Raw genomic sequence first — 19,535 nt, 5'->3', positions numbered from 1 at the left:
TAATAGTTAAAATCTACAGACGGATTGGCATAACAACATATTGCGCTTCATCATTAGCGCAATCTTCAACTAACGCACTCGCATTAGCCGTTGTCATCGAAATACGTACACGTTCGCATTTTAAAGTATTCAGCACATCTAATACATAGCTAACGTTAAAACCTATTTCGATATCATCGCCTTGGAAATCCACATCAAGGATCTCTTCCGCTTCTTCTTGCTCTGGGTTATTCGCGGTAATACGCATTTGATTATTTGCTAAATTAACGCGAACACCACGGAATTTTTCATTAGATAAAATAGCGGCACGAGCGAATGCTTGGCGCAGTTCATCACAATCGGCTTCTAGCGTCTTGTTACTGCTTTGCGGCATTACACGGCGATAATCAGGAAAGCGACCATCAACCAGTTTTGACGTAAATACAAAGTTATTCACTTCTGCACGTACATTTGAATTACCAAACTGTAAAGTAACACTCTGATCGGGTGAGTCAAGTAAGCGAACTAGCTCTTGAATACCTTTGCGTGGCATGATCACTTGTTGCTCTGGAAGTTCTGACTCTACAGGCATATTACATACTGCCATTCGGTGACCATCCGTTGCTACAGAACGGAAAATAGCACCTTGAGTTTCAAACATCATACCATTGAGGTAATAACGAACATCTTGGTTCGCCATAGAGAATTGAGTACTTTCTATCAGCTTACGCAATTGTGCTTGAGATAAGGTGATTTCAACCTCACTCTCCCAACCTTCAATGTTTGGAAAATCATTAGCAGGCAGAGTCGCTAGAGTGAATCGACTGCGTCCAGAACGCACTAAAACTCGATCGCCTTCCAATACGATAGTGATAGTTGCGCTGTCAGGTAAACCACGACAAATATCTAAAAATTTACGAGAAGGAACGGTAATAGCGCCCGCTTCAAAATCACCTTCTAACGTAATCTTACTGATCAACTCTACTTCTAAATCGGTTGCGGTCATTGATAATTGACCATTTTCTACCTGAAGTAAGATGTTACCTAAAATAGGTAATGATGGACGGCCACCAAGGGCACCAGATACTTGTTGCAGTGGTTTTAATAACAGACTGCGTTCAATAGAAAATTTCATAATACTCGTTTATTTAAAAGTAGATAATAACTTACGATGACAACGTACGAATGAGGTTAGAGTAGTCTTCTTTTATATCATGACTCTCTTCACGCAATTGCGCTATTTTACGACAAGCATGAAGTACAGTGGTATGGTCTCGACCGCCAAATGCGTCACCGATCTCAGGTAAGCTGTGATTGGTTAACTCTTTAGACAATGCCATCGCTAATTGACGTGGACGCGCAACAGAACGAGAACGGCGTTTAGACAACAAGTCTGCCATTTTTATCTTGTAGTACTCAGCAACGGTTTTTTGAATATTATCAATCGTTACTAACTTCTCTTGAAGCGCTAATAAGTCACGTAATGCTTCGCGTACAAAATCAATCGTAATTGCACGGCCAGTAAAGTTAGCATTTGCAATCACACGGTTAAGCGCCCCTTCTAATTCACGTACATTCGAACGTAAACGTTTTGCAATAAAGAAGGCCACTTCATCGGCAAGATGAATTTGATGATCTTCTGCTTTCTTCATTAAGATAGCAACGCGAGTTTCTAATTCTGGCGGTTCAATCGCAACAGTAAGACCCCAACCAAAGCGAGATTTCAAACGCTCTTCTACCCCATTAATCTCTCTTGGGTATTTATCTGACGTTAGGATAATTTGCTGATTGCCTTCCAATAACGCATTAAAGGTATGAAAGAATTCTTCTTGTGAACGCTCTTTATTCGCAAAAAATTGAATATCATCGATAAGCAAGGCATCAACACTACGGTAATAACGTTTGAACTCTTCAATGGCGTTATTTTGTAGCGCTTTAACCATGTCTTGAACAAAGCGTTCTGAATGCATATACACAACTTTAGCGTCAGGCTTGCGCTCAAGAATCGCATTACCCACTGCTTGCAACAGGTGTGTTTTACCTAAACCAGTACCACCATATAAGAATAGTGGGTTATACGCCGTTCCCGGGTTATCAGACACTTGACGAGCTGCTGCTAAGCCAAGTTGGTTTGATTTACCTTCAACGAAGTTAGTAAATTTATGTTTAGGATTTACATTCGAGCGATGATTCAGATCAGCAGGAGTAGGCTCTGAACTCTGAGATTCCCATGGCTTATTCGCTGACTGTAAGGCTTGAAGTTGTGCAGGAGCTGAGGTTGAAGCAGCAACATCTGCTGCCGTTCTCTTTGGTACAGGTGCTGATGCCGTAGGTTTGCTACCCACTTCAAAGCGTAATGTAGGAACATCACTACCACAGAACTCATTTAATAATGAGTTAATGCTATTTAAGTACTTATCTCGAACCCAATCCAACACGAAACGGTTCGGCGCAAATAGCGTAAGGGTATTGTCATTTAATTCAGCTTGCAGGGGTTTAACCCACATACTAAATTCTGCGGAAGGTAATTCTTCTTGAAGGCGCTGTAAACACTGCAGCCAAAGCGATGAAGACACGGACAACCCCACTCATAATTATTTTTAAAAGGTTGTCGATTTTATACTGTGGATAACTTTTGTGCCAGTGTTAGATCGATGATCCAGTGAATAAGATCGAAGTTATTCACACTGATCACGCTTTTTTACCTAGATCGACACACTTTTTACCTGACTTATACCCAAAACCATCAACAATGAGGAGATTATGCCCTTTATTTTACGGTTTAGTTATTACACATAACCAGAGGGTATTTAGAGCTCAATCGCAAAAAAAGTATTATCTCAATACTGATGAATTACGGAGTATCAATCATGAAATGGACAAAGAATATTCTTACTGGATTAACACTGACACTAGCAGCCACTCAATTTGCTCAAGCAGCCACTGACGTTAAAGTAGGGATGTCGGGCCGTTATTTCCCATTTACCTTCGTTAAACAGGATCAACTGCAAGGCTTTGAGGTTGATTTATGGGATGAGATTGGTCGCCGTAACGACTATAACGTTGAATATGTAACTGCGAGTTTTTCTGGTTTATTTGGGCTATTAGAAACAGGCCGAATTGATACGATTTCAAATCAAATTACCAAAACCAAAGAACGTGAAGCTAAATACCTATTTGCCGACCCTTATGTTGTTGACGGTGCGCAAATTACCGTTCGTAAAGGCAATGACAGCATCAAAAGTATTGAAGATTTGGAAGGAAAAACCGTTGCCGTTAACTTAGGTTCTAATTTTGAAAAATTACTGCGAGATAACGATAAATCAGGCCAAATAAACATTAAAACCTACGATACTGGTATTGAGCACGATGTCGCTTTAGGCCGTTCAGATGCGTTTGTGATGGACCGTCTATCAGCAGCTCAACTGATTAAAAAATCAGGATTACCACTGCAACTTGCAGGCGAACCATTTGAAACCATTGAAAATGCATGGCCGTTTGTAAAAAATGAAAAAGGTCAAAAGCTACAAAAAGAAGTTAATAAGGCATTAGCTGAAATGCGAGCAGATGGTACATTAGCAAAAATATCACAAAAGTGGTTTGATGCTGACGTAACACAATAAATCAAACTAACTCGGTAAGTACCTACTTCTATTTACAATAAACCCACTATCTGTAACGTAGTGGGTTTTGTGTTTATTACTTATATAAACTCAGTACAACTCACCACTTTTGAAACTAATTATAGAGAGACATCATGGGATTTGATTTTGCGTATATGATTGAACTCTTACCAATACTGTTTAAGTATTTAGGTACGACATTAGAAATGGCGATATGGGGATTGTTCTTTGCTTTGGCTCTGGCGTTAGTACTCGCTAACTTAAGAGTCTTTAAAGTGCCCGTATTGGATCAACTCAGCCAGCTTTACATCAGCTTTTTCCGTGGTACACCACTGCTGGTTCAATTATTTCTTCTTTATTATGGCTTACCGCAAGTATTCCCTATTTTTATTGGATTAGATGCGTTTAGTGCTGCTGTTATTGGTTTAACACTCCATTTCGCTGCTTATATGGCAGAGAGTATTCGAGCAGCTATTATTGGTATTGATCGTAGCCAAATGGAAGCCAGTCTTTCTATTGGTATGACAACATCTCAAGCAATGCGTCGTATTATCCTTCCTCAAGCGACTCGAGTAGCTTTACCTTCATTAATGAACTATTTCATCGATATGATTAAATCCACGTCATTAGCCTTTACACTTGGGGTGTCTGAAATAATGGCAAAAGCGCAAATGGAAGCCTCTTCAAGCTTTAAGTTCTTTGAAGCATTTTTAGCCGTAGCTCTGATTTATTGGGGTGTTGTTGTCATTCTTACTCGAGTACAAACTTGGGCTGAAGTGAAATTAAATAAGGCGTATGTTCGATGATAAAAATTACCAACCTACATAAAAGCTTTGGGGACACAAACGTACTATCAGGCATTGACCTCACCATTAATAAAGGAGAGATAATTGCCATTATAGGATCAAGCGGTACAGGCAAGTCTACGTTACTTAGATGTGTCAACTTTCTCGAAACGGCCGACAAAGGCACCATCACTATTGATGATATTAGCGTCGACAGTGAAAAAAATACCAAAGCAGAAATCATTGCATTGCGACGAAAAACAGGGTTTATCTTCCAAAACTATGCTCTTTTTGCACATTTAACTGCTCGACAGAATATTGCTGAAGGCCTAATAACTGTCCACAAGTGGAATAAGGCAGATGCCCTTAAAAGAGCACAACAAATTTTAGATGATATTGGGCTTGGTGATAAAGGGGATAACTACCCTTCAGCGCTTTCTGGAGGCCAACAACAGCGCGTTGGTATTGGACGAGCAATGGCCTTAGAAGCAGAACTGCTATTATTTGATGAACCCACGTCAGCACTTGATCCTGAATGGGTTAATGAAGTGCTGACGTTAATGAAAAAACTGGCCACTCAACATCAAACCATGCTGGTTGTAACTCATGAAATGCAATTTGCAAAAGAAGTCGCCGATAAAGTTATCTATATGGCAGATGGAAAGATCGTGGAACAAGGAACCCCAGAGCAAATTTTTGGTTATCCACAGGATCCTAAATTAAAAAAATTCTTGAATCAGGTCGGGATCGCATAAAGATCCTTGCGCTCTGGCTCACAAAACGTATAATTCACCGTCCGGAAAAATCGTGGAACCTCTTATTGACTATTTTTCTGTCAATGATTACAATTCCGCCTCTTTGTTGAGAGGCGTCGGAATGTACGTCCCACGCCGGGTTTATACAAAAAACCTAAACACTACTGATCAGTAAAAGGTAATACCAATGAAACGCACTTTCCAACCTTCAGTTCTTAAGCGTAAACGCTCTCACGGTTTCCGTGCACGTATGGCTACTAAGAACGGTCGTAACGTAATTAACGCTCGTCGCGCTAAAGGCCGTAAGCGTCTATCTAAGTAATCCTAGATTATTTTGATGAATTACGACTTCTCTCGGGAGTTACGCTTGTTAACTCCCGAAGATTACAAATCTGTTTTCAAGCAAGCTCACCGAGCCGGCTCACCTCACTTCACCATTCTTGCCAGAGAAAATTCACTATCGCACCCTCGTTTAGGCCTTGCTGTTCCTAAAAAGCAAATTAAAACTGCTGTAGGTCGCAATAAGTTCAAACGTATTACGCGTGAAAGTTTCCGCAATAAGCAACATTCATTACCTGCGAAAGACTTTGTGGTTATCGCTAAAAAGAGTGCTCAAGATCTGAGTAACGAAGACTTCAACAAGCTATTAGACAAATTATGGCATCGCCTGTCTCGCCCTTCTCGTGGATAGCAATCGGTCTAATCCGTTTTTATCAACTCGTCATCAGTCCATTGATTGGACCTCGCTGTCGATTTACTCCAACGTGTTCACATTATGCAATTGACGCACTAAAGTCACACGGTTTAGTAAAAGGGTGTTGGCTATCTGGCAAACGTCTATTAAAATGTCATCCTTTGAATGATGGGGGCTATGACCCCGTCCCACCCAAGCAGCATAAAGACAGAGAACAATAACGATGGATACCCAACGTAATATTCTGTTGCTCGCACTGGCTTTAGTTTCTTTTTTACTTTTCCAACAATGGCAAGTAGAAACTAATCCGCAGCAACCAGCTACAGTTAGTACCGTTCAACAAACACAAACGGATGGTGATGTTCCAACTTCTTCAACAGCACACAGTGATACGCCTGCTGATTCAGCGCAATCTGATAAGCTAATCACTATCACAACAGATGTACTTACTTTAAAAGTAGATACATTGGGTGGTGACATCATTGAATCAATTCTTAATAAATACGACGCTGAATTAGACTCTAAAGCAAAGTTCGTTCTTCTTAAGAACGATGCTACGCACAGTTACATAGCTCAAAGTGGTCTTATCGGTCCTCAAGGTATCGATTCAAATACCGGCCGTGCACAATTCACTACGCAAAAAACAGATTATGTTTTAGCTGACGGTCAAAACGAATTACGCGTTCCGCTAACATTAGTGAAAGACGGTATTACTTATACTAAAACACTAATTCTTAAACGTGACAGCTACGCTATCAATGTTGATTATACGGTTGATAACCAATCTTCAGCACCAGCAACAGTAGAAATGTACGCGAACTTAAAGCAAAACTTAATGGACGACGGCGGCAGCTTAACGATGCCTACGTACCGTGGTGGTGCTTACTCTACAGAAGATACTCGTTACAAAAAATACAGCTTTGACGACATGGAAGATAAGAACTTATCTATCGACATGACAAACGGTCAAGGTTGGGCGGGTATGCTACAACATTACTTTGCTTCAGCTTGGATCCCTCGCAACGTAAATGACGCAACACTGACGTCACGCGTAGCGGGCGATTACGGTTACATTGGCGTACGTATGCCTGCTGTAACAATTCCTGCAGGTCAAGAAGCAACGCTTTCTGCAACACTTTGGACAGGTCCAAAGCTGCAGAAAGAAATGGCAGCGACTCAAAAATACCTAGACTTAACAGTTGATTACGGTTGGTTATGGTTTATTGCTTCACCACTTCATAAACTACTGTCTTTCATCCAAGGCATTGTTGTGAACTGGGGTCTAGCTATCATCATCTTAACCTTCATTGTTCGTGGCGCTATGTACCCACTAACAAAAGCACAATACACATCAATGGCTAAAATGCGCATGCTTCAACCTAAGTTGACTGCTATGCGTGAGCGTATTGGCGATGACCGTCAACGTATGAGCCAAGAAATGATGGAGCTTTATAAGAAAGAAAAAGTAAACCCACTGGGTGGTTGTTTACCAATTCTTCTTCAAATGCCAATCTTCATTTCGTTGTACTGGGCACTAATGGAATCTGTTGAGCTTCGTCATGCACCATTCTTTGGTTGGATCACGGATTTATCAGCACAAGACCCATACTACATCCTGCCATTATTAATGGGTGCAAGTATGTTCTTAATCCAGAAGATGAGCCCAACAACAGTAACGGATCCAATGCAACAGAAGATCATGACGTTCATGCCTGTTATGTTCACCGTGTTCTTCTTATGGTTCCCTGCTGGCCTAGTTCTTTACTGGTTAGTATCAAACATCGTAACGTTAATTCAGCAGACTCTGATTTATCGTGCACTAGAGAAAAAAGGCTTACACTCTAAGTAAGTTGAATTTCTAAAGAAATAAACAAAAGGCGGCCATTGGTCGCCTTTTTTGTTTTATCGGCTTACAATATGCTCAAGCAATAGACATTAAGAATAATCATGACATTACATACAGACACCATAGTTGCACAAGCAACAGCGCCAGGCCGAGGCGGCGTAGGCATCATTCGAGTATCAGGCCCTAAAGCGAAAGAAGTGGCTTTAGAGGTTATTGGTAAAGAACTGAAACCACGTTACGCCGAATATGCACCATTCAAAGATGAGAATGGTTTAGAGCTTGATCAAGGCATTGCACTCTATTTTCCTAACCCACATTCATTTACGGGTGAAGACGTTTTAGAACTTCAGGGGCATGGTGGCCCTGTTGTCATGGATATGCTAATCAAACGCATCCTAAAAATAGACGGTATCCGTACTGCTCGTCCAGGTGAATTCTCAGAAAGAGCTTTCCTAAACGATAAAATGGATTTAGCACAAGCAGAAGCTATCGCTGATTTAATTGATGCAAGCTCTGAAGAAGCAGCTAAATCAGCCTTAAATTCACTGCAAGGTGTTTTCTCAAATAAGATTAACACCTTGGTTGAATCACTTATTTACCTTCGAATTTACGTTGAAGCTGCCATTGATTTTCCAGAAGAAGAGATCGACTTTCTTGCCGATGGCAAAGTAAGTGGTGATTTACAAGGGATCATTGATAACTTAAATGCGGTTCGCCAAGAAGCGAATCAAGGTGCGATCATGCGTGAAGGCATGAAAGTTGTTATCGCCGGCCGCCCAAATGCAGGCAAATCTAGCCTTCTTAATGCACTATCAGGTAAAGATACTGCAATTGTCACCGATATTGCAGGGACCACTCGTGACGTCCTTAGAGAGCATATTCATATTGATGGTATGCCTTTACATATCATTGATACTGCAGGCCTTCGCGAAGCCTCTGATGAGGTAGAACGCATTGGTATTGAACGAGCTTGGGACGAAATAGCTCAAGCTGACCGCGTTTTATTTATGGTTGATGGCACAACAACGGATGCAACAGACCCCAAAATAATCTGGCCAGAATTTCTTGATCGCTTACCTAAAAACATGGGCATGACAGTGATACGAAATAAAGCCGATCAAACCGGTGAAGATCTTGGTATTTGTCATGTGAATGATCCTACCTTGATTCGTCTATCAGCAAAAACGGGTGAAGGGGTTGATGCTCTGCGTACCCACTTAAAAGAATGCATGGGCTTCTCTGGCAACCAAGAAGGTGGCTTTATGGCTCGTCGTCGCCATCTAGAGGCACTAGAAAAGGCAGCTCAGCACCTAGATATAGGTCAACAACAACTTGAAGGCTATATGGCTGGTGAAATCCTTGCTGAAGAATTGAGAATAGCGCAACAACACCTCAGTGAAATAACAGGTGAATTTACTTCTGACGACTTACTAGGCCGCATCTTTACTTCTTTTTGTATTGGTAAATAAACTAATAACAAATTACACAATAATGGGCTATTACAGCCCATTTTTTATAGGAAAAATTCATGAAAAATGCATCAATCATTACTGGTAGCACCCTTGGTGGTGCAGAGTACGTTGGCGATCATCTTGCTGATTTATTAGAAGATATGGAGTTCACAACAGATATACATAATCAACCTAATTTAGATGAAATAGACAGTAATAGTCTTTGGCTTTTCGTCGTTTCGACTCATGGAGCAGGAGATTATCCAGACAATATCAAACCATTCATTGAACAATTACAAAATAATCCCAACGCTTTATCTACGATAAATTTTGCCATCGTTGCGATTGGTGATTCAAGCTACGATACTTTCTGTGCAGCAGGTAAATCACTACAAAGTACATTGATTAAACTTGGTGCTACTGAAAAATATCCATTACTAGAAATAGATGTGACTCAAAATAGTATTCCAGAAGAGCCTGCTGAATTGTGGTTAAAACAACACTTTTGTTAATAAAAAGTGTTAACCGATCAAAAAAGTTATTAAATAGCTGACACCTACTATGTGGATAACTATAGAAAGATCCAGTGATCAAGTTATAGTTATCCATTGAATAAGATCTAACGCCCTCCCCCCTTGTGGATAAGTAGTAATTTTATCCTCAAGCAGTCCGATCGAAGATCAAAGATTCATCACAACTTAGGATCTTACTAAAGTACATGATCCTATTGATCATTTGCCACTTATCCACAGAGATCGACGATCTATATAATAGATCTAATAAGAGATCTCTTTAAAAGATCTTATATATATTAAGTGATCTTTAATTTTTGAACTTCGTCACTTTTTCATTTCTTTCCAAGCTAGAAAAAGGGTAAAATAGATCTCTTAAAATTAAATTCTTCTCACTATTTTCATAACACCTAAGGTCAACTCATGTTTTACCAAGAAAACTTTGATGTCATTGTTATTGGCGGTGGTCATGCTGGAACTGAAGCAGCATTAGCAGCTGCAAGAACAGGACAAAAGACACTTCTACTCACACATAACATCGACACATTAGGTCAAATGTCATGTAATCCTGCTATCGGTGGGATCGGCAAAGGCCATTTGGTAAAAGAAGTGGATGCTTTAGGTGGATTAATGGCACAAGCCACTGATCATGCCGGTATTCAATTTAGAACATTAAATGCGTCCAAAGGCCCAGCAGTTCGAGCGACTCGTGCTCAAGCAGATAGAGCACTATACAAAGCATTTGTTCGTTCAGTATTAGAAAACCAACCAAACTTAACGTTATTTCAACAAGCAGTAGATGATCTGATTATTGAAAACGATAAAGTTATCGGTGCTATTACTCAAATGGGCCTTAAATTCCGTGCTAAATCCGTTGTATTAACGGCTGGTACCTTTTTAGGGGGTCAGATACACATTGGCATGGAAAACTTCTCTGGAGGTCGCGCAGGAGATCCTTCTTCGATCACTCTTGCTCAACGTTTACGAGATCGTCCATTTAGGATCGATCGCCTTAAAACCGGTACGCCACCACGTATTGATGCTCGTAGTGTTGATTTTTCAAATTTAGAAGCACAACCGGGTGATAATCCAACGCCTGTTTTCTCATTTATGGGTAATCGTGAACAACAGCCTAAACAAATTAACTGCTTCATCACTCATACTAATGAAAAAACACATGATGTAATTCGTAAGAACCTTGATCGTAGCCCTATGTACGCTGGTGTTATCGAAGGTATTGGCCCTCGTTACTGCCCTTCTATTGAAGATAAAGTAATGCGTTTTGCTGATAAAGACAGCCACCAAATCTTTATTGAACCAGAAGGCTTAACAACACACGAATTATACCCAAATGGTATCTCAACAAGTTTGCCATTTGACGTACAACTGCAAATCGTTCGTTCAATGAAAGGCTTTGAAAATGCACACATTGTTCGTCCAGGTTATGCGATTGAGTATGATTTCTTTGATCCTCGTGATTTAAAATCAACGTATGAAACTAAGTTTATTGAAGGCTTATTCTTTGCTGGTCAAATTAACGGTACTACTGGATATGAAGAAGCGGCTGCACAAGGGTTAATGGCCGGTCTTAATGCAAGTTTGTTTGCTCAAGGCAAAGAAGGCTGGAGTCCACGCCGTGATGAAGCATACATGGGCGTGCTTATTGATGATTTATCAACGCTTGGAACCAAAGAACCATACCGTATGTTTACGTCTCGTGCCGAGTATCGTTTATCACTTCGTGAAGATAACGCCGATTTACGCTTAACAGAACAAGGCCGTGAACTTGGTTTAGTTGATGATGCTCGTTGGGCTCGCTTTAACGAGAAAGTAGAAAATATTGAAAAAGAACGTCAACGTTTAAAAGACATTTGGGTGAATCCTAAATCAGAAAATATTGATCAAGTTAATTCGATCTTAAAAACGCCGATTGTTCGTGAAGCAAGTGGTGAAGATCTTCTTCGTCGTCCTGAAGTGAATTATGAGTCATTGATCTCTATTGATGGTTTTGGTCCTGCTATTGAGGATCAACAAGCGTCTGAACAAGTTGAAATTCAAGTAAAATACGCCGGATACATTCAGCGTCAACGTGATGAAATTGAAAAATCATTACGTCATGAAAATACAAAATTGCCTTTAGATCTTAATTATAAAGAAGTAAAAGGTCTTTCAAATGAAGTGGTTGCGAAACTCACAGACGCTAAGCCTGAAACGATTGGCATAGCATCACGTATTTCTGGTATTACACCAGCTGCAGTTTCTATTCTATTAGTGCATTTAAAGAAACACGGTTTATTAAAAAAAGGTGAGTAACGTGACCGATTTATCTCAGCAATTCGATCGTTTGATTGCTCAAACTGATTTAACTGTCTCTGAATTGCAAAAAGAGCAATTACTTGGTTATGTAGCGCTACTTCATAAGTGGAATAAAGCGTATAACCTAACGTCAGTTAGAAATCCGAGTGAAATGGTCATTAAGCATATTCTGGATAGCATTGTTGTTAGTCCAAAGTTGTCAGGTGAGCGTTTTATTGATGTTGGTACAGGTCCTGGCTTACCAGGTATCCCATTAGCTATCATGAACCCTGGAAAATCGTTTACTCTATTAGACAGCTTAGGTAAGAGAATACGCTTTATCAAACAGGTGATTCATGAGTTAAAAATTACCAATGTCACTCCAATCCAAAGCCGTGTTGAAGAGTTTCAGCCTGAAGAAAAGTTTGATGCAGTCCTAAGTCGTGCATTTGCATCAATGACAGACATGGTTAATTGGTGTCATCATCTACCAAAAGAAGAAGATGGTGTGTTTTTGGCGTTAAAAGGGATCTATTCAGAAGATGAAGCTAATGATCTTCCAGAATGGTGCTCAGTCAAAGATGTAGCGACATTGATCGTTCCGGAGTTAGAGGGTGAAAGACATTTAGTCACCTTAACCGGAAAAAAATAATGGAATGAGGTTAGTGTGGGAAAAGTTATCTCTATTGCGAACCAGAAAGGTGGCGTAGGTAAAACAACGACAGCGGTGAATCTTGCCGCTTCAATGGCAGCAACTCATCGAAAAGTATTACTTATCGATTTAGATGCTCAAGGCAATGCGACCATGGCCAGTGGTGTTGATAAATACGATGTCGATGCCACAGCTTATGAACTTCTGGTTGATGAAGTGCCTTTTGAAAAAGTTGTAATAGAGGAAACTTCCGGGGGTTACGATCTTATTGCTGCTAATGGTGATGTTACCGCCGCTGAAATCAAATTGATGGAAGTGTTTGCGCGTGAAGTTCGCTTACGCAATATGATTGCTTCGGTTCGTGGTAACTATGATTTCATCTTTATTGATTGCCCTCCCGCTCTAAATCTCCTTACAATTAACGCCATGGCAGCATCGGATTCTGTATTGGTCCCTATGCAGTGTGAATATTACGCACTAGAGGGATTAACGGCTTTAATTGATACCATCAGTAAATTAGCCGCTGTAGTGAATGCTGATTTAAAGATCGAAGGGTTATTAAGAACCATGTACGATCCTCGTAATCGCTTAGCTAATGATGTATCAGATCAATTAAAAAAACATTTTGGGGAAAAAGTGTACCGCACTGTTATTCCTCGAAATGTACGTTTAGCAGAAGCGCCAAGTCATGGTAAACCTGCAATGTATTATGATAAATACTCTAATGGTGCAAAGGCTTACTTAGCCCTTGCCGGAGAGATAATTCGCCGTGACGAAATGGAAAAAGAAAGGGAAACAGAAATTCATGGGTAATAAACGTGGTTTAGGCAAAGGATTAGATGCCCTATTAGCAACAAGCTCTATTGCTCGTGAAAAGCAATCAGCAGCCGAACAAAGTGAATCTATCTCAAAAGATGCTCAATTAATTGAATTGGGTATTCATCAACTAAGTGCCGGCCAATACCAGCCTCGTAAAACAATGGAAGAAGAAGCCTTAGAAGAGCTTTCTGCTTCTATTCGTTCTCAAGGTATCATCCAACCGATTGTTGTTCGTCAAGTTGCTCCTCAGCAATATGAAATTATTGCGGGTGAGCGACGTTTCCGTGCTGCTAAAAAAGCAGGTCTAAAGCATGTACCCTGTGTGGTTAAATCGGTTGAAGATAAAGCCGTGATTGCAATGGCTTTAATTGAGAACATTCAACGTGAAGATCTGAATGCTATCGAAGAAGCACAAGCATTAGAGCGCTTACAGCAAGAATTTGAATTAACTCATCAACAAATTTCAGATGTTATCGGTAAATCTCGAACTACAGTAACAAACTTACTGCGTTTAAACGCATTGACTGATGAAGTTAAAGGTTTCGTTGAGAAGAAAGAACTTGAGATGGGACACGCTCGTGCATTACTAGCATTAGAGAGTAAGCAGCAAATTGAATTAGCTCATCTTGTGATTAAAAAGAAGTTGACGGTTCGTCAAACTGAACAACAAGTGAAAGCCTTATTATCTCCTAAAGCAGAGAAAGAACCAGTAAAGCAAGATTCAGAGATGATCGAGATATCGAACAAACTTACTTCTGCTCTTGGGTCTAAAGTTGTTATAAATAGAAACTCATCAGGTTCAGGTAAGGTAACGATTACCTTTGACGAGGCTCACAAATTAGAACAACTTATCGCAAAGCTAGAAAGTTAAATGTGATATAAAACGGTATTAGAAAGTAAAATTGTCTTTTACGTCGTAAAAGTTACTGCATTGTTCTCATAAATGTAACTTTTTAATGCTATTTGATTGCATTCATATGGGTGCAACGTATAATTTTTGCAAAATCTTCGCCTTGGGTTGATTTATATCAAGGCAAAGATGCTAAAAAGGAAGAATACATGGTAGTTACGCTAGCTAAACCAGGGCGTTTGCTTGCAAAGCGATTGTTATTGATTCAGCTTAGTGTCACTACAGTTATGACAATAGGGATGAGCATAGCCGTTAGTGCTAGTTGGGGAATGTCAGCATTGGTAGGGGGTAGTATTTTTATTATCGCTAATACCGTGTTTTCAAAATGTGCATTTATGTTCAGTGGAGCAAGAGCGGCTAAAATGGTTGCAGCTTTTTTCTATTTGGGTGAAGTGCTTAAAATTCTTATAACAATCGTCTTATTTTCTATTGTTTACGTGTATACAGAGGTGGAACTTGTTCCCCTCAAACTAACCTATTTGCTGGTACTGGGTAGTAATATCTTTGCACCAGTTTTCTTTATTAACAACAGGAAATAGGAAAAGTTATGTCTGCGTCAACGCCTACTGAATATATTAATCATCACCTGCAAAACCTCTCTTTAGGGAAGTTGGGCATTGTTGATGAATTAAGTTTTTGGAATGTGCATATAGACAGTTTGTTTTTTTCTGTGCTAACAGGGATGTTATTCCTTTGGGTTTTCCGTTCTGTAGCTAAGAAATCGACATCTGGAGTACCAGGTAAATTACAGTGTTTCGTTGAAATGGTGGTTGAATTCGTTGATAGCAACGTTAAAGATACTTTTCATGGAAGAAACCCGCTAGTTGCTCCATTAGCTTTGACCATATTTTGTTGGGTAATTATCATGAACGTCATGGATTTAGTTCCAATTGACTTCTTACCTTACCCTGCTGAACATTGGTTAGGTATCCCTTATCTTAAGGTGGTTCCTACTGCTGATGTAAACATTACTATGGCAATGGCTCTTGGTGTATTTGCTTTAATGATTTACTACAGCATTAAAGTGAAAGGACTTGGCGGTTTTGCAAAAGAATTAGCATTACACCCATTTAACCACTGGATAATGATCCCATTCAACCTACTAATTGAAGTTGTTTCGCTATTAGCTAAGCCTCTTTCTTTAGGTATGCGTCTGTTTGGTAACATGTTTGCTGGTGAAGTGGTATTTATTCTAATCGCTGCAATGCTACCTTGGTATTTACAATGGGTCGGTGCGTTACCTTGGGCTATCTTCCATATTTTGGTTATATTAATCCAAGCATTTGTTTTCATGATGTTAACGATAGTTTATCTATCAATGGCTCATGAAGATGGCGATCATTAATTTTAAAATTTTTAATACAACTCTATCTATTCAATTGGAGAATATAAATGGAAACCGTTCTTAGTTTTTCAGCTATCGCAGTAGCTATTATTGTTGGTCTTTGTGCTGTAGGTACAGCAATTGGTTTTGCTATTCTTGGTGGTAAGTTTCTGGAAGGCGCAGCTCGTCAACCTGAAATGGCTCCAATGCTACAAGTTAAGATGTTCATCATCGCTGGTCTATTGGATGCGGTTCCAATGATCGGTATCGTAATCGCGCTACTATTCACATTTGCTAACCCATTTGTTGGTCAACTAGCAGGCTAATCTAGCCTTTTGCTAATTGAATTTTTGTAGCTGATTCTTAACGAGGGGTAGCTGTTGTGAATATGAACGCAACTCTGCTTGGTCAAGCAATCGCTTTCGCACTGTTTGTTTGGTTCTGCATGAAATATGTATGGCCACCAATCATGGAAGCGATCGAGGCACGTCAGAAGCTAATTGCTGACGGTTTATCTGCCGCTGAACGCGCAGCTAAAGACCTTGATTTGGCACAAGCCAATGCTTCTGATCAACTGAAAGAAGCAAAACGCGCTGCAACTGAGATCATCGAACAAGCGAACAAACGTAAAGGTCAAATTTTGGATGAAGCCCGTGAAGAAGCGCTGACTGAACGTCAGAAGATTCTTACACAAGGTGAAGCAGAACTTGAATCTGAGCGCAAACGTGCACACGATGAACTGCGTAAACAAGTTGCAACTCTGGCTGTGATTGGTGCCGAGAAGATCTTAGAACGCTCTATTGATGTAGAAGCGCAAAAAGATATTCTTGATAACATCACTGCGAAATTGTAAGTAAAAGGGGGCAAGATATGTCGACAATGACAACCATCGCACGCCCCTACGCGAAAGCAGCTTTTGACTTTGCGGTCGAAAAAGGCGAATTGGACCAATGGGTTCAAATGCTAACTTTTTGTTCAGAAGTCGCGAAAAATGAAGACGTTGCTCAGTTGCTTGATGGTGCTGTTGCGCCAGAGCAGTTAGCTGAAATCTTTATTTCAATTTGTGGCGAACAACTGAACGAGTTTGGACAAAATCTAATTCATGTAATGGCTGAAAACAGCCGCCTGAAGATTTTACCTGATGTGTTAGAGCAATTTATCTTTTTCAAACATGAACTTGAAAAAGAAATTGATGCTGAAGTTACTTCAGCAATTGAGCTGACAGAACAGCAGAAAGCTGACATTAGTGCCAAACTTGAAGCTCGTCTAGAGCGTAAAGTGAAGCTGAATTGTAGCGTAGATGAGGCCCTACTAGCTGGGGTCATAATTCGAGCCGGAGACCTAGTCATTGATAACTCAGCACGTGGCCGTTTAAGCCGCCTGAGTGAAACATTGCAGTCTTGATGGGGAATGGAGCATGCAACTTAATTCCACGGAAATTAGCGATCTAATCAAACAACGTATTGAAAAATTCAACGTTGTAAGTGAAGCTCGCAATGAAGGTACAATCGTTTCGGTAAGCGACGGTATCATTCGTATCCACGGCCTTGCAGACGTTATGCAAGGCGAAATGATTGAATTACCGGGTGGCCGTTATGCGCTAGCACTTAACCTTGAGCGTGACTCAGTTGGTGCGGTAGTAATGGGCCCATATGCTGACCTACAGGAAGGCATGAAAGTAACAGGTACTGGTCGTATCCTTGAAGTACCAGTAGGTCCTGAAATGCTAGGTCGTGTTGTAAACACACTTGGTGAGCCAATTGATGGTAAAGGCCCTATTGATGCGAAATTGACTTCTCCAGTAGAAGTGATTGCACCTGGTGTAATCGATCGTAAATCAGTAGACCAACCTGTACAGACTGGCTATAAGTCAGTTGACTCAATGATCCCAATCGGCCGTGGTCAGCGTGAGCTAATCATCGGTGACCGTCAGACTGGTAAAACAGCAATGGCGATCGATGCGATCATTAACCAGAAAAATTCTGGTATTTACTCAATCTATGTTGCGATTGGCCAAAAGGCATCAACAATTGCTAACGTAGTTCGCAAATTAGAAGAGCACGGTGCGCTAGCTAACACTATCGTTGTTGTTGCTTCTGCTTCTGAATCTGCTGCGCTGCAATACCTTGCACCGTACTCAGGTTGTGCGATGGGTGAATACTTCCGTGACCGCGGTGAAGATGCACTGATTGTTTATGATGACCTATCTAAGCAAGCAGTAGCTTATCGTCAAATTTCTCTACTACTGAAACGTCCACCGGGTCGTGAAGCATTCCCTGGTGACGTATTCTATTTACACTCTCGTCTACTAGAGCGTGCTGCTCGTGTAAGCGAAGCGTATGTTGAGAAATTCACTAATGGTGAAGTGAAAGGTAAAACAGGTTCTTTAACTGCCCTACCTATCATCGAAACTCAAGCTGGTGACGTATCTGCATTCGTACCAACCAACGTAATCTCGATTACTGATGGTCAGATCTTCCTACAAACAGAACTGTTCACCGCTGGTGTTCGTCCTGCGGTAGATCCAGGTATCTCTGTATCTCGTGTAGGTGGTGCTGCGCAAACTAAGATCATTAAGAAACTGTCTGGTGGTATTCGTACCGCGCTTGCACAGTATCGTGAACTTGCAGCGTTTGCTCAGTTCTCATCTGATCTTGATGACGCGACTAAAAAGCAACTTGATCACGGTGAAAAAGTAACTGAACTTATGAAACAAAAGCAGTACGCTCCAATGTCTGTTTTTGATCAAGCGTTAGTTATCTTTACAGCTGAGAAAGGCTATTTGAATGATGTTGAGCTTTCTAAGCTTGCAGATTTTGAAGAAGCTCTGCTGTCGTATGCTCGTGGTCAATTTGCCGATCTAGCAACAGAGATCGACTCATCGGGTGCTTGGAATAATGAAATTGAAGCTCAGTTCGTGAAACTGGTTGAAGATTTCAAAGCAACCCAGACCTGGTAATTCGTTGGTGACCTGTTATGGGTCACCCGAAAACGGAGAGTAACGATGGCCGGTGCGAAAGAGATTCGTAACAAGATCGGGAGTGTAAAAAGCACTCAAAAGATCACGAAAGCAATGGAAATGGTAGCCGCTTCTAAAATGCGTCGCTCGCAAGAGTCGATGGCTGCGTCTCGTCCATATGCTGACACAATACGTAAAGTAATCGGTCATTTAGCGCTTGGTAGCCTCGAGTATCGTCATCCGTATCTTGAGGAACGCGAAGCTAAGCGCGTTGGTTACATTGTTATTTCTAGTGATCGTGGTTTGTGTGGTGGCTTAAACATTAACTTGTTTAAGAAAGTCATGACAGAAATGAAAGCATGGTCAAAAGATGGTGTTGAAATTGATTTAGCCGTTATTGGCTCTAAAGCAACAGCATTTTTTAACAGCTATGGCGGTAACGTTATTGCTCAAAACTCTGGCTTAGGTGATAACCCAAGTCTTGAAGAATTGATCGGTAGTGTTGGCGTTATGCTAAAGAAATACGATGAAGGCCAGCTGGATCGCCTATATGTAGTGAACAATAAGTTCATTAACACTATGGTGCAAGAGCCAGCAATTGACCAATTACTTCCTTTGCCTAAATCTGAAGATGAAGCAATGAAACGTACTCATTCTTGGGATTACATTTATGAACCTGAGCCTAAACTACTGCTAGATACATTATTGGTTCGATACGTTGAATCACAAGTATATCAAGGTGTAGTTGAAAACTTAGCGTGTGAACATGTAGCGCGAATGATTGCGATGAAAGCAGCGACTGATAACGCTGGTGACATTATTGATGAACTGCAACTTGTGTATAACAAAGCCCGTCAATCGGCGATTACACAAGAGCTTTCAGAAATTGTTTCAGGCGCATCAGCGGTTTAAGCAATAGGTATTTAAACAG

Annotated in this window: 22 protein-coding genes; 20 read left to right on the top strand and 2 right to left on the bottom strand. The window is 40.6% G+C overall.

What is annotated here, in order from left to right; genetic code table 11:
• Nucleotides 1-13: 13 nt before the first annotated feature.
• Both dnaN and dnaA read right to left on the bottom strand, forming a co-directional pair.
• On the bottom strand, nt 14-1,114 hold the full coding sequence (dnaN, locus tag PVK63_RS08425) for a DNA polymerase III subunit beta (RefSeq protein ID WP_130045768.1): 1,101 nt from the start codon (nt 1,112-1,114) through the stop codon (nt 14-16).
• Between the two features lie 31 nt (nt 1,115-1,145).
• On the bottom strand, nt 1,146-2,555 hold the full coding sequence (dnaA, locus tag PVK63_RS08420) for a chromosomal replication initiator protein DnaA (RefSeq protein ID WP_130048479.1): 1,410 nt from the start codon (nt 2,553-2,555) through the stop codon (nt 1,146-1,148).
• 294 nt (nt 2,556-2,849) lie between these two features.
• On the opposite strand from dnaA, the gene PVK63_RS08415 reads away from it, so the two are divergent.
• The 20 genes from PVK63_RS08415 (at nt 2,850) to atpG (ending at nt 19,516) form a co-directional block, all read left to right on the top strand.
• Nucleotides 2,850-3,602 (top strand): amino acid ABC transporter substrate-binding protein, encoded by a 753-nt coding sequence (locus PVK63_RS08415; protein ID WP_130048478.1) that lies wholly within the window; start codon nt 2,850-2,852, stop codon nt 3,600-3,602.
• Between the two features lie 134 nt (nt 3,603-3,736).
• Nucleotides 3,737-4,408, top strand: coding sequence for an amino acid ABC transporter permease (locus PVK63_RS08410; protein WP_130048477.1), 672 nt, complete (start codon nt 3,737-3,739; stop codon nt 4,406-4,408).
• Nucleotides 4,405-5,142 (top strand): amino acid ABC transporter ATP-binding protein, encoded by a 738-nt coding sequence (locus PVK63_RS08405; RefSeq protein WP_130087492.1) that lies wholly within the window; start codon nt 4,405-4,407, stop codon nt 5,140-5,142. Before PVK63_RS08410 ends, PVK63_RS08405 begins: the two co-directional genes overlap by 4 nt.
• 187 nt (nt 5,143-5,329) lie before the next feature.
• Nucleotides 5,330-5,464 (top strand): 50S ribosomal protein L34, encoded by a 135-nt coding sequence (gene rpmH, locus PVK63_RS08400; RefSeq protein ID WP_005416778.1) that lies wholly within the window; start codon nt 5,330-5,332, stop codon nt 5,462-5,464.
• A 15-nt stretch (nt 5,465-5,479) separates the two neighbouring features.
• Nucleotides 5,480-5,833, top strand: coding sequence for a ribonuclease P protein component (rnpA, locus tag PVK63_RS08395; protein WP_130045763.1), 354 nt, complete (start codon nt 5,480-5,482; stop codon nt 5,831-5,833).
• Nucleotides 5,800-6,057 carry a membrane protein insertion efficiency factor YidD gene (gene yidD / locus PVK63_RS08390; RefSeq protein ID WP_130045762.1) on the top strand — a complete coding sequence of 86 codons (258 nt, stop codon included), beginning with the start codon at nt 5,800-5,802 and terminating at the stop codon, nt 6,055-6,057. The genes rnpA and yidD overlap by 34 nt, the downstream gene beginning before the upstream one ends.
• 2 nt (nt 6,058-6,059) lie before the next feature.
• Nucleotides 6,060-7,685: a membrane protein insertase YidC gene (yidC, locus tag PVK63_RS08385; RefSeq protein ID WP_130087494.1), complete on the top strand. Its 1,626-nt coding sequence runs from the start codon at nt 6,060-6,062 to the stop codon at nt 7,683-7,685.
• A 98-nt stretch (nt 7,686-7,783) separates the two neighbouring features.
• The gene (gene mnmE, locus PVK63_RS08380; RefSeq protein ID WP_130048474.1) at nt 7,784-9,151 is read left to right on the top strand and encodes a tRNA uridine-5-carboxymethylaminomethyl(34) synthesis GTPase MnmE; all 1,368 of its coding nucleotides are present in this window, start codon (nt 7,784-7,786) and stop codon (nt 9,149-9,151) included.
• A gap of 59 nt (nt 9,152-9,210) precedes the next feature.
• Nucleotides 9,211-9,645 carry an FMN-binding protein MioC gene (gene mioC / locus PVK63_RS08375; protein WP_130048473.1) on the top strand — a complete coding sequence of 145 codons (435 nt, stop codon included), beginning with the start codon at nt 9,211-9,213 and terminating at the stop codon, nt 9,643-9,645.
• 423 nt (nt 9,646-10,068) lie between these two features.
• The gene (mnmG, locus tag PVK63_RS08370; protein WP_130048472.1) at nt 10,069-11,958 is read left to right on the top strand and encodes a tRNA uridine-5-carboxymethylaminomethyl(34) synthesis enzyme MnmG; all 1,890 of its coding nucleotides are present in this window, start codon (nt 10,069-10,071) and stop codon (nt 11,956-11,958) included.
• 1 nt (nt 11,959) lies between these two features.
• Nucleotides 11,960-12,592, top strand: a complete 633-nt coding sequence (rsmG, locus tag PVK63_RS08365; protein WP_130048471.1) for a 16S rRNA (guanine(527)-N(7))-methyltransferase RsmG — start codon at nt 11,960-11,962, stop codon at nt 12,590-12,592.
• Between the two features lie 15 nt (nt 12,593-12,607).
• Nucleotides 12,608-13,405: a ParA family protein gene (locus tag PVK63_RS08360; protein WP_130048470.1), complete on the top strand. Its 798-nt coding sequence runs from the start codon at nt 12,608-12,610 to the stop codon at nt 13,403-13,405.
• Nucleotides 13,398-14,282: a ParB/RepB/Spo0J family partition protein gene (locus PVK63_RS08355; RefSeq protein WP_130087496.1), complete on the top strand. Its 885-nt coding sequence runs from the start codon at nt 13,398-13,400 to the stop codon at nt 14,280-14,282. The genes PVK63_RS08360 and PVK63_RS08355 overlap by 8 nt, the downstream gene beginning before the upstream one ends.
• A gap of 188 nt (nt 14,283-14,470) precedes the next feature.
• Complete coding sequence (locus PVK63_RS08350) at nt 14,471-14,860, top strand: F0F1 ATP synthase subunit I (protein ID WP_130045754.1); 390 nt, start codon at nt 14,471-14,473, stop codon at nt 14,858-14,860.
• An 8-nt stretch (nt 14,861-14,868) separates the two neighbouring features.
• Entirely contained in the window at nt 14,869-15,666 is a 798-nt protein-coding gene (gene atpB, locus PVK63_RS08345; protein ID WP_130045753.1) for a F0F1 ATP synthase subunit A, read from the top strand.
• Nucleotides 15,667-15,713: 47 nt separating this feature from the next.
• On the top strand, nt 15,714-15,971 hold the full coding sequence (atpE, locus tag PVK63_RS08340; protein ID WP_004411110.1) for a F0F1 ATP synthase subunit C: 258 nt from the start codon (nt 15,714-15,716) through the stop codon (nt 15,969-15,971).
• Nucleotides 15,972-16,027: 56 nt separating this feature from the next.
• The gene (atpF, locus tag PVK63_RS08335) at nt 16,028-16,498 is read left to right on the top strand and encodes a F0F1 ATP synthase subunit B (protein ID WP_165366906.1); all 471 of its coding nucleotides are present in this window, start codon (nt 16,028-16,030) and stop codon (nt 16,496-16,498) included.
• A gap of 17 nt (nt 16,499-16,515) precedes the next feature.
• Nucleotides 16,516-17,049 carry a F0F1 ATP synthase subunit delta gene (atpH, locus tag PVK63_RS08330; RefSeq protein ID WP_130048468.1) on the top strand — a complete coding sequence of 178 codons (534 nt, stop codon included), beginning with the start codon at nt 16,516-16,518 and terminating at the stop codon, nt 17,047-17,049.
• A gap of 13 nt (nt 17,050-17,062) precedes the next feature.
• Nucleotides 17,063-18,604, top strand: a complete 1,542-nt coding sequence (gene atpA, locus PVK63_RS08325) for a F0F1 ATP synthase subunit alpha (protein WP_130045751.1) — start codon at nt 17,063-17,065, stop codon at nt 18,602-18,604.
• Between the two features lie 45 nt (nt 18,605-18,649).
• Nucleotides 18,650-19,516, top strand: a complete 867-nt coding sequence (atpG, locus tag PVK63_RS08320) for a F0F1 ATP synthase subunit gamma (protein WP_130045750.1) — start codon at nt 18,650-18,652, stop codon at nt 19,514-19,516.
• The last annotated feature ends 19 nt before the right edge of the window (nt 19,517-19,535 follow it).

It is taken from the genome of Aliivibrio sp. S2TY2 (genome assembly GCF_028765525.1).
GTDB classification, from domain to species: Bacteria; Pseudomonadota; Gammaproteobacteria; order Enterobacterales; family Vibrionaceae; genus Aliivibrio; species Aliivibrio finisterrensis_A.
The sequence above is the reverse complement of the archived record's forward strand: the minus strand, read 5'-3'. Positions and strand labels throughout refer to the sequence as shown.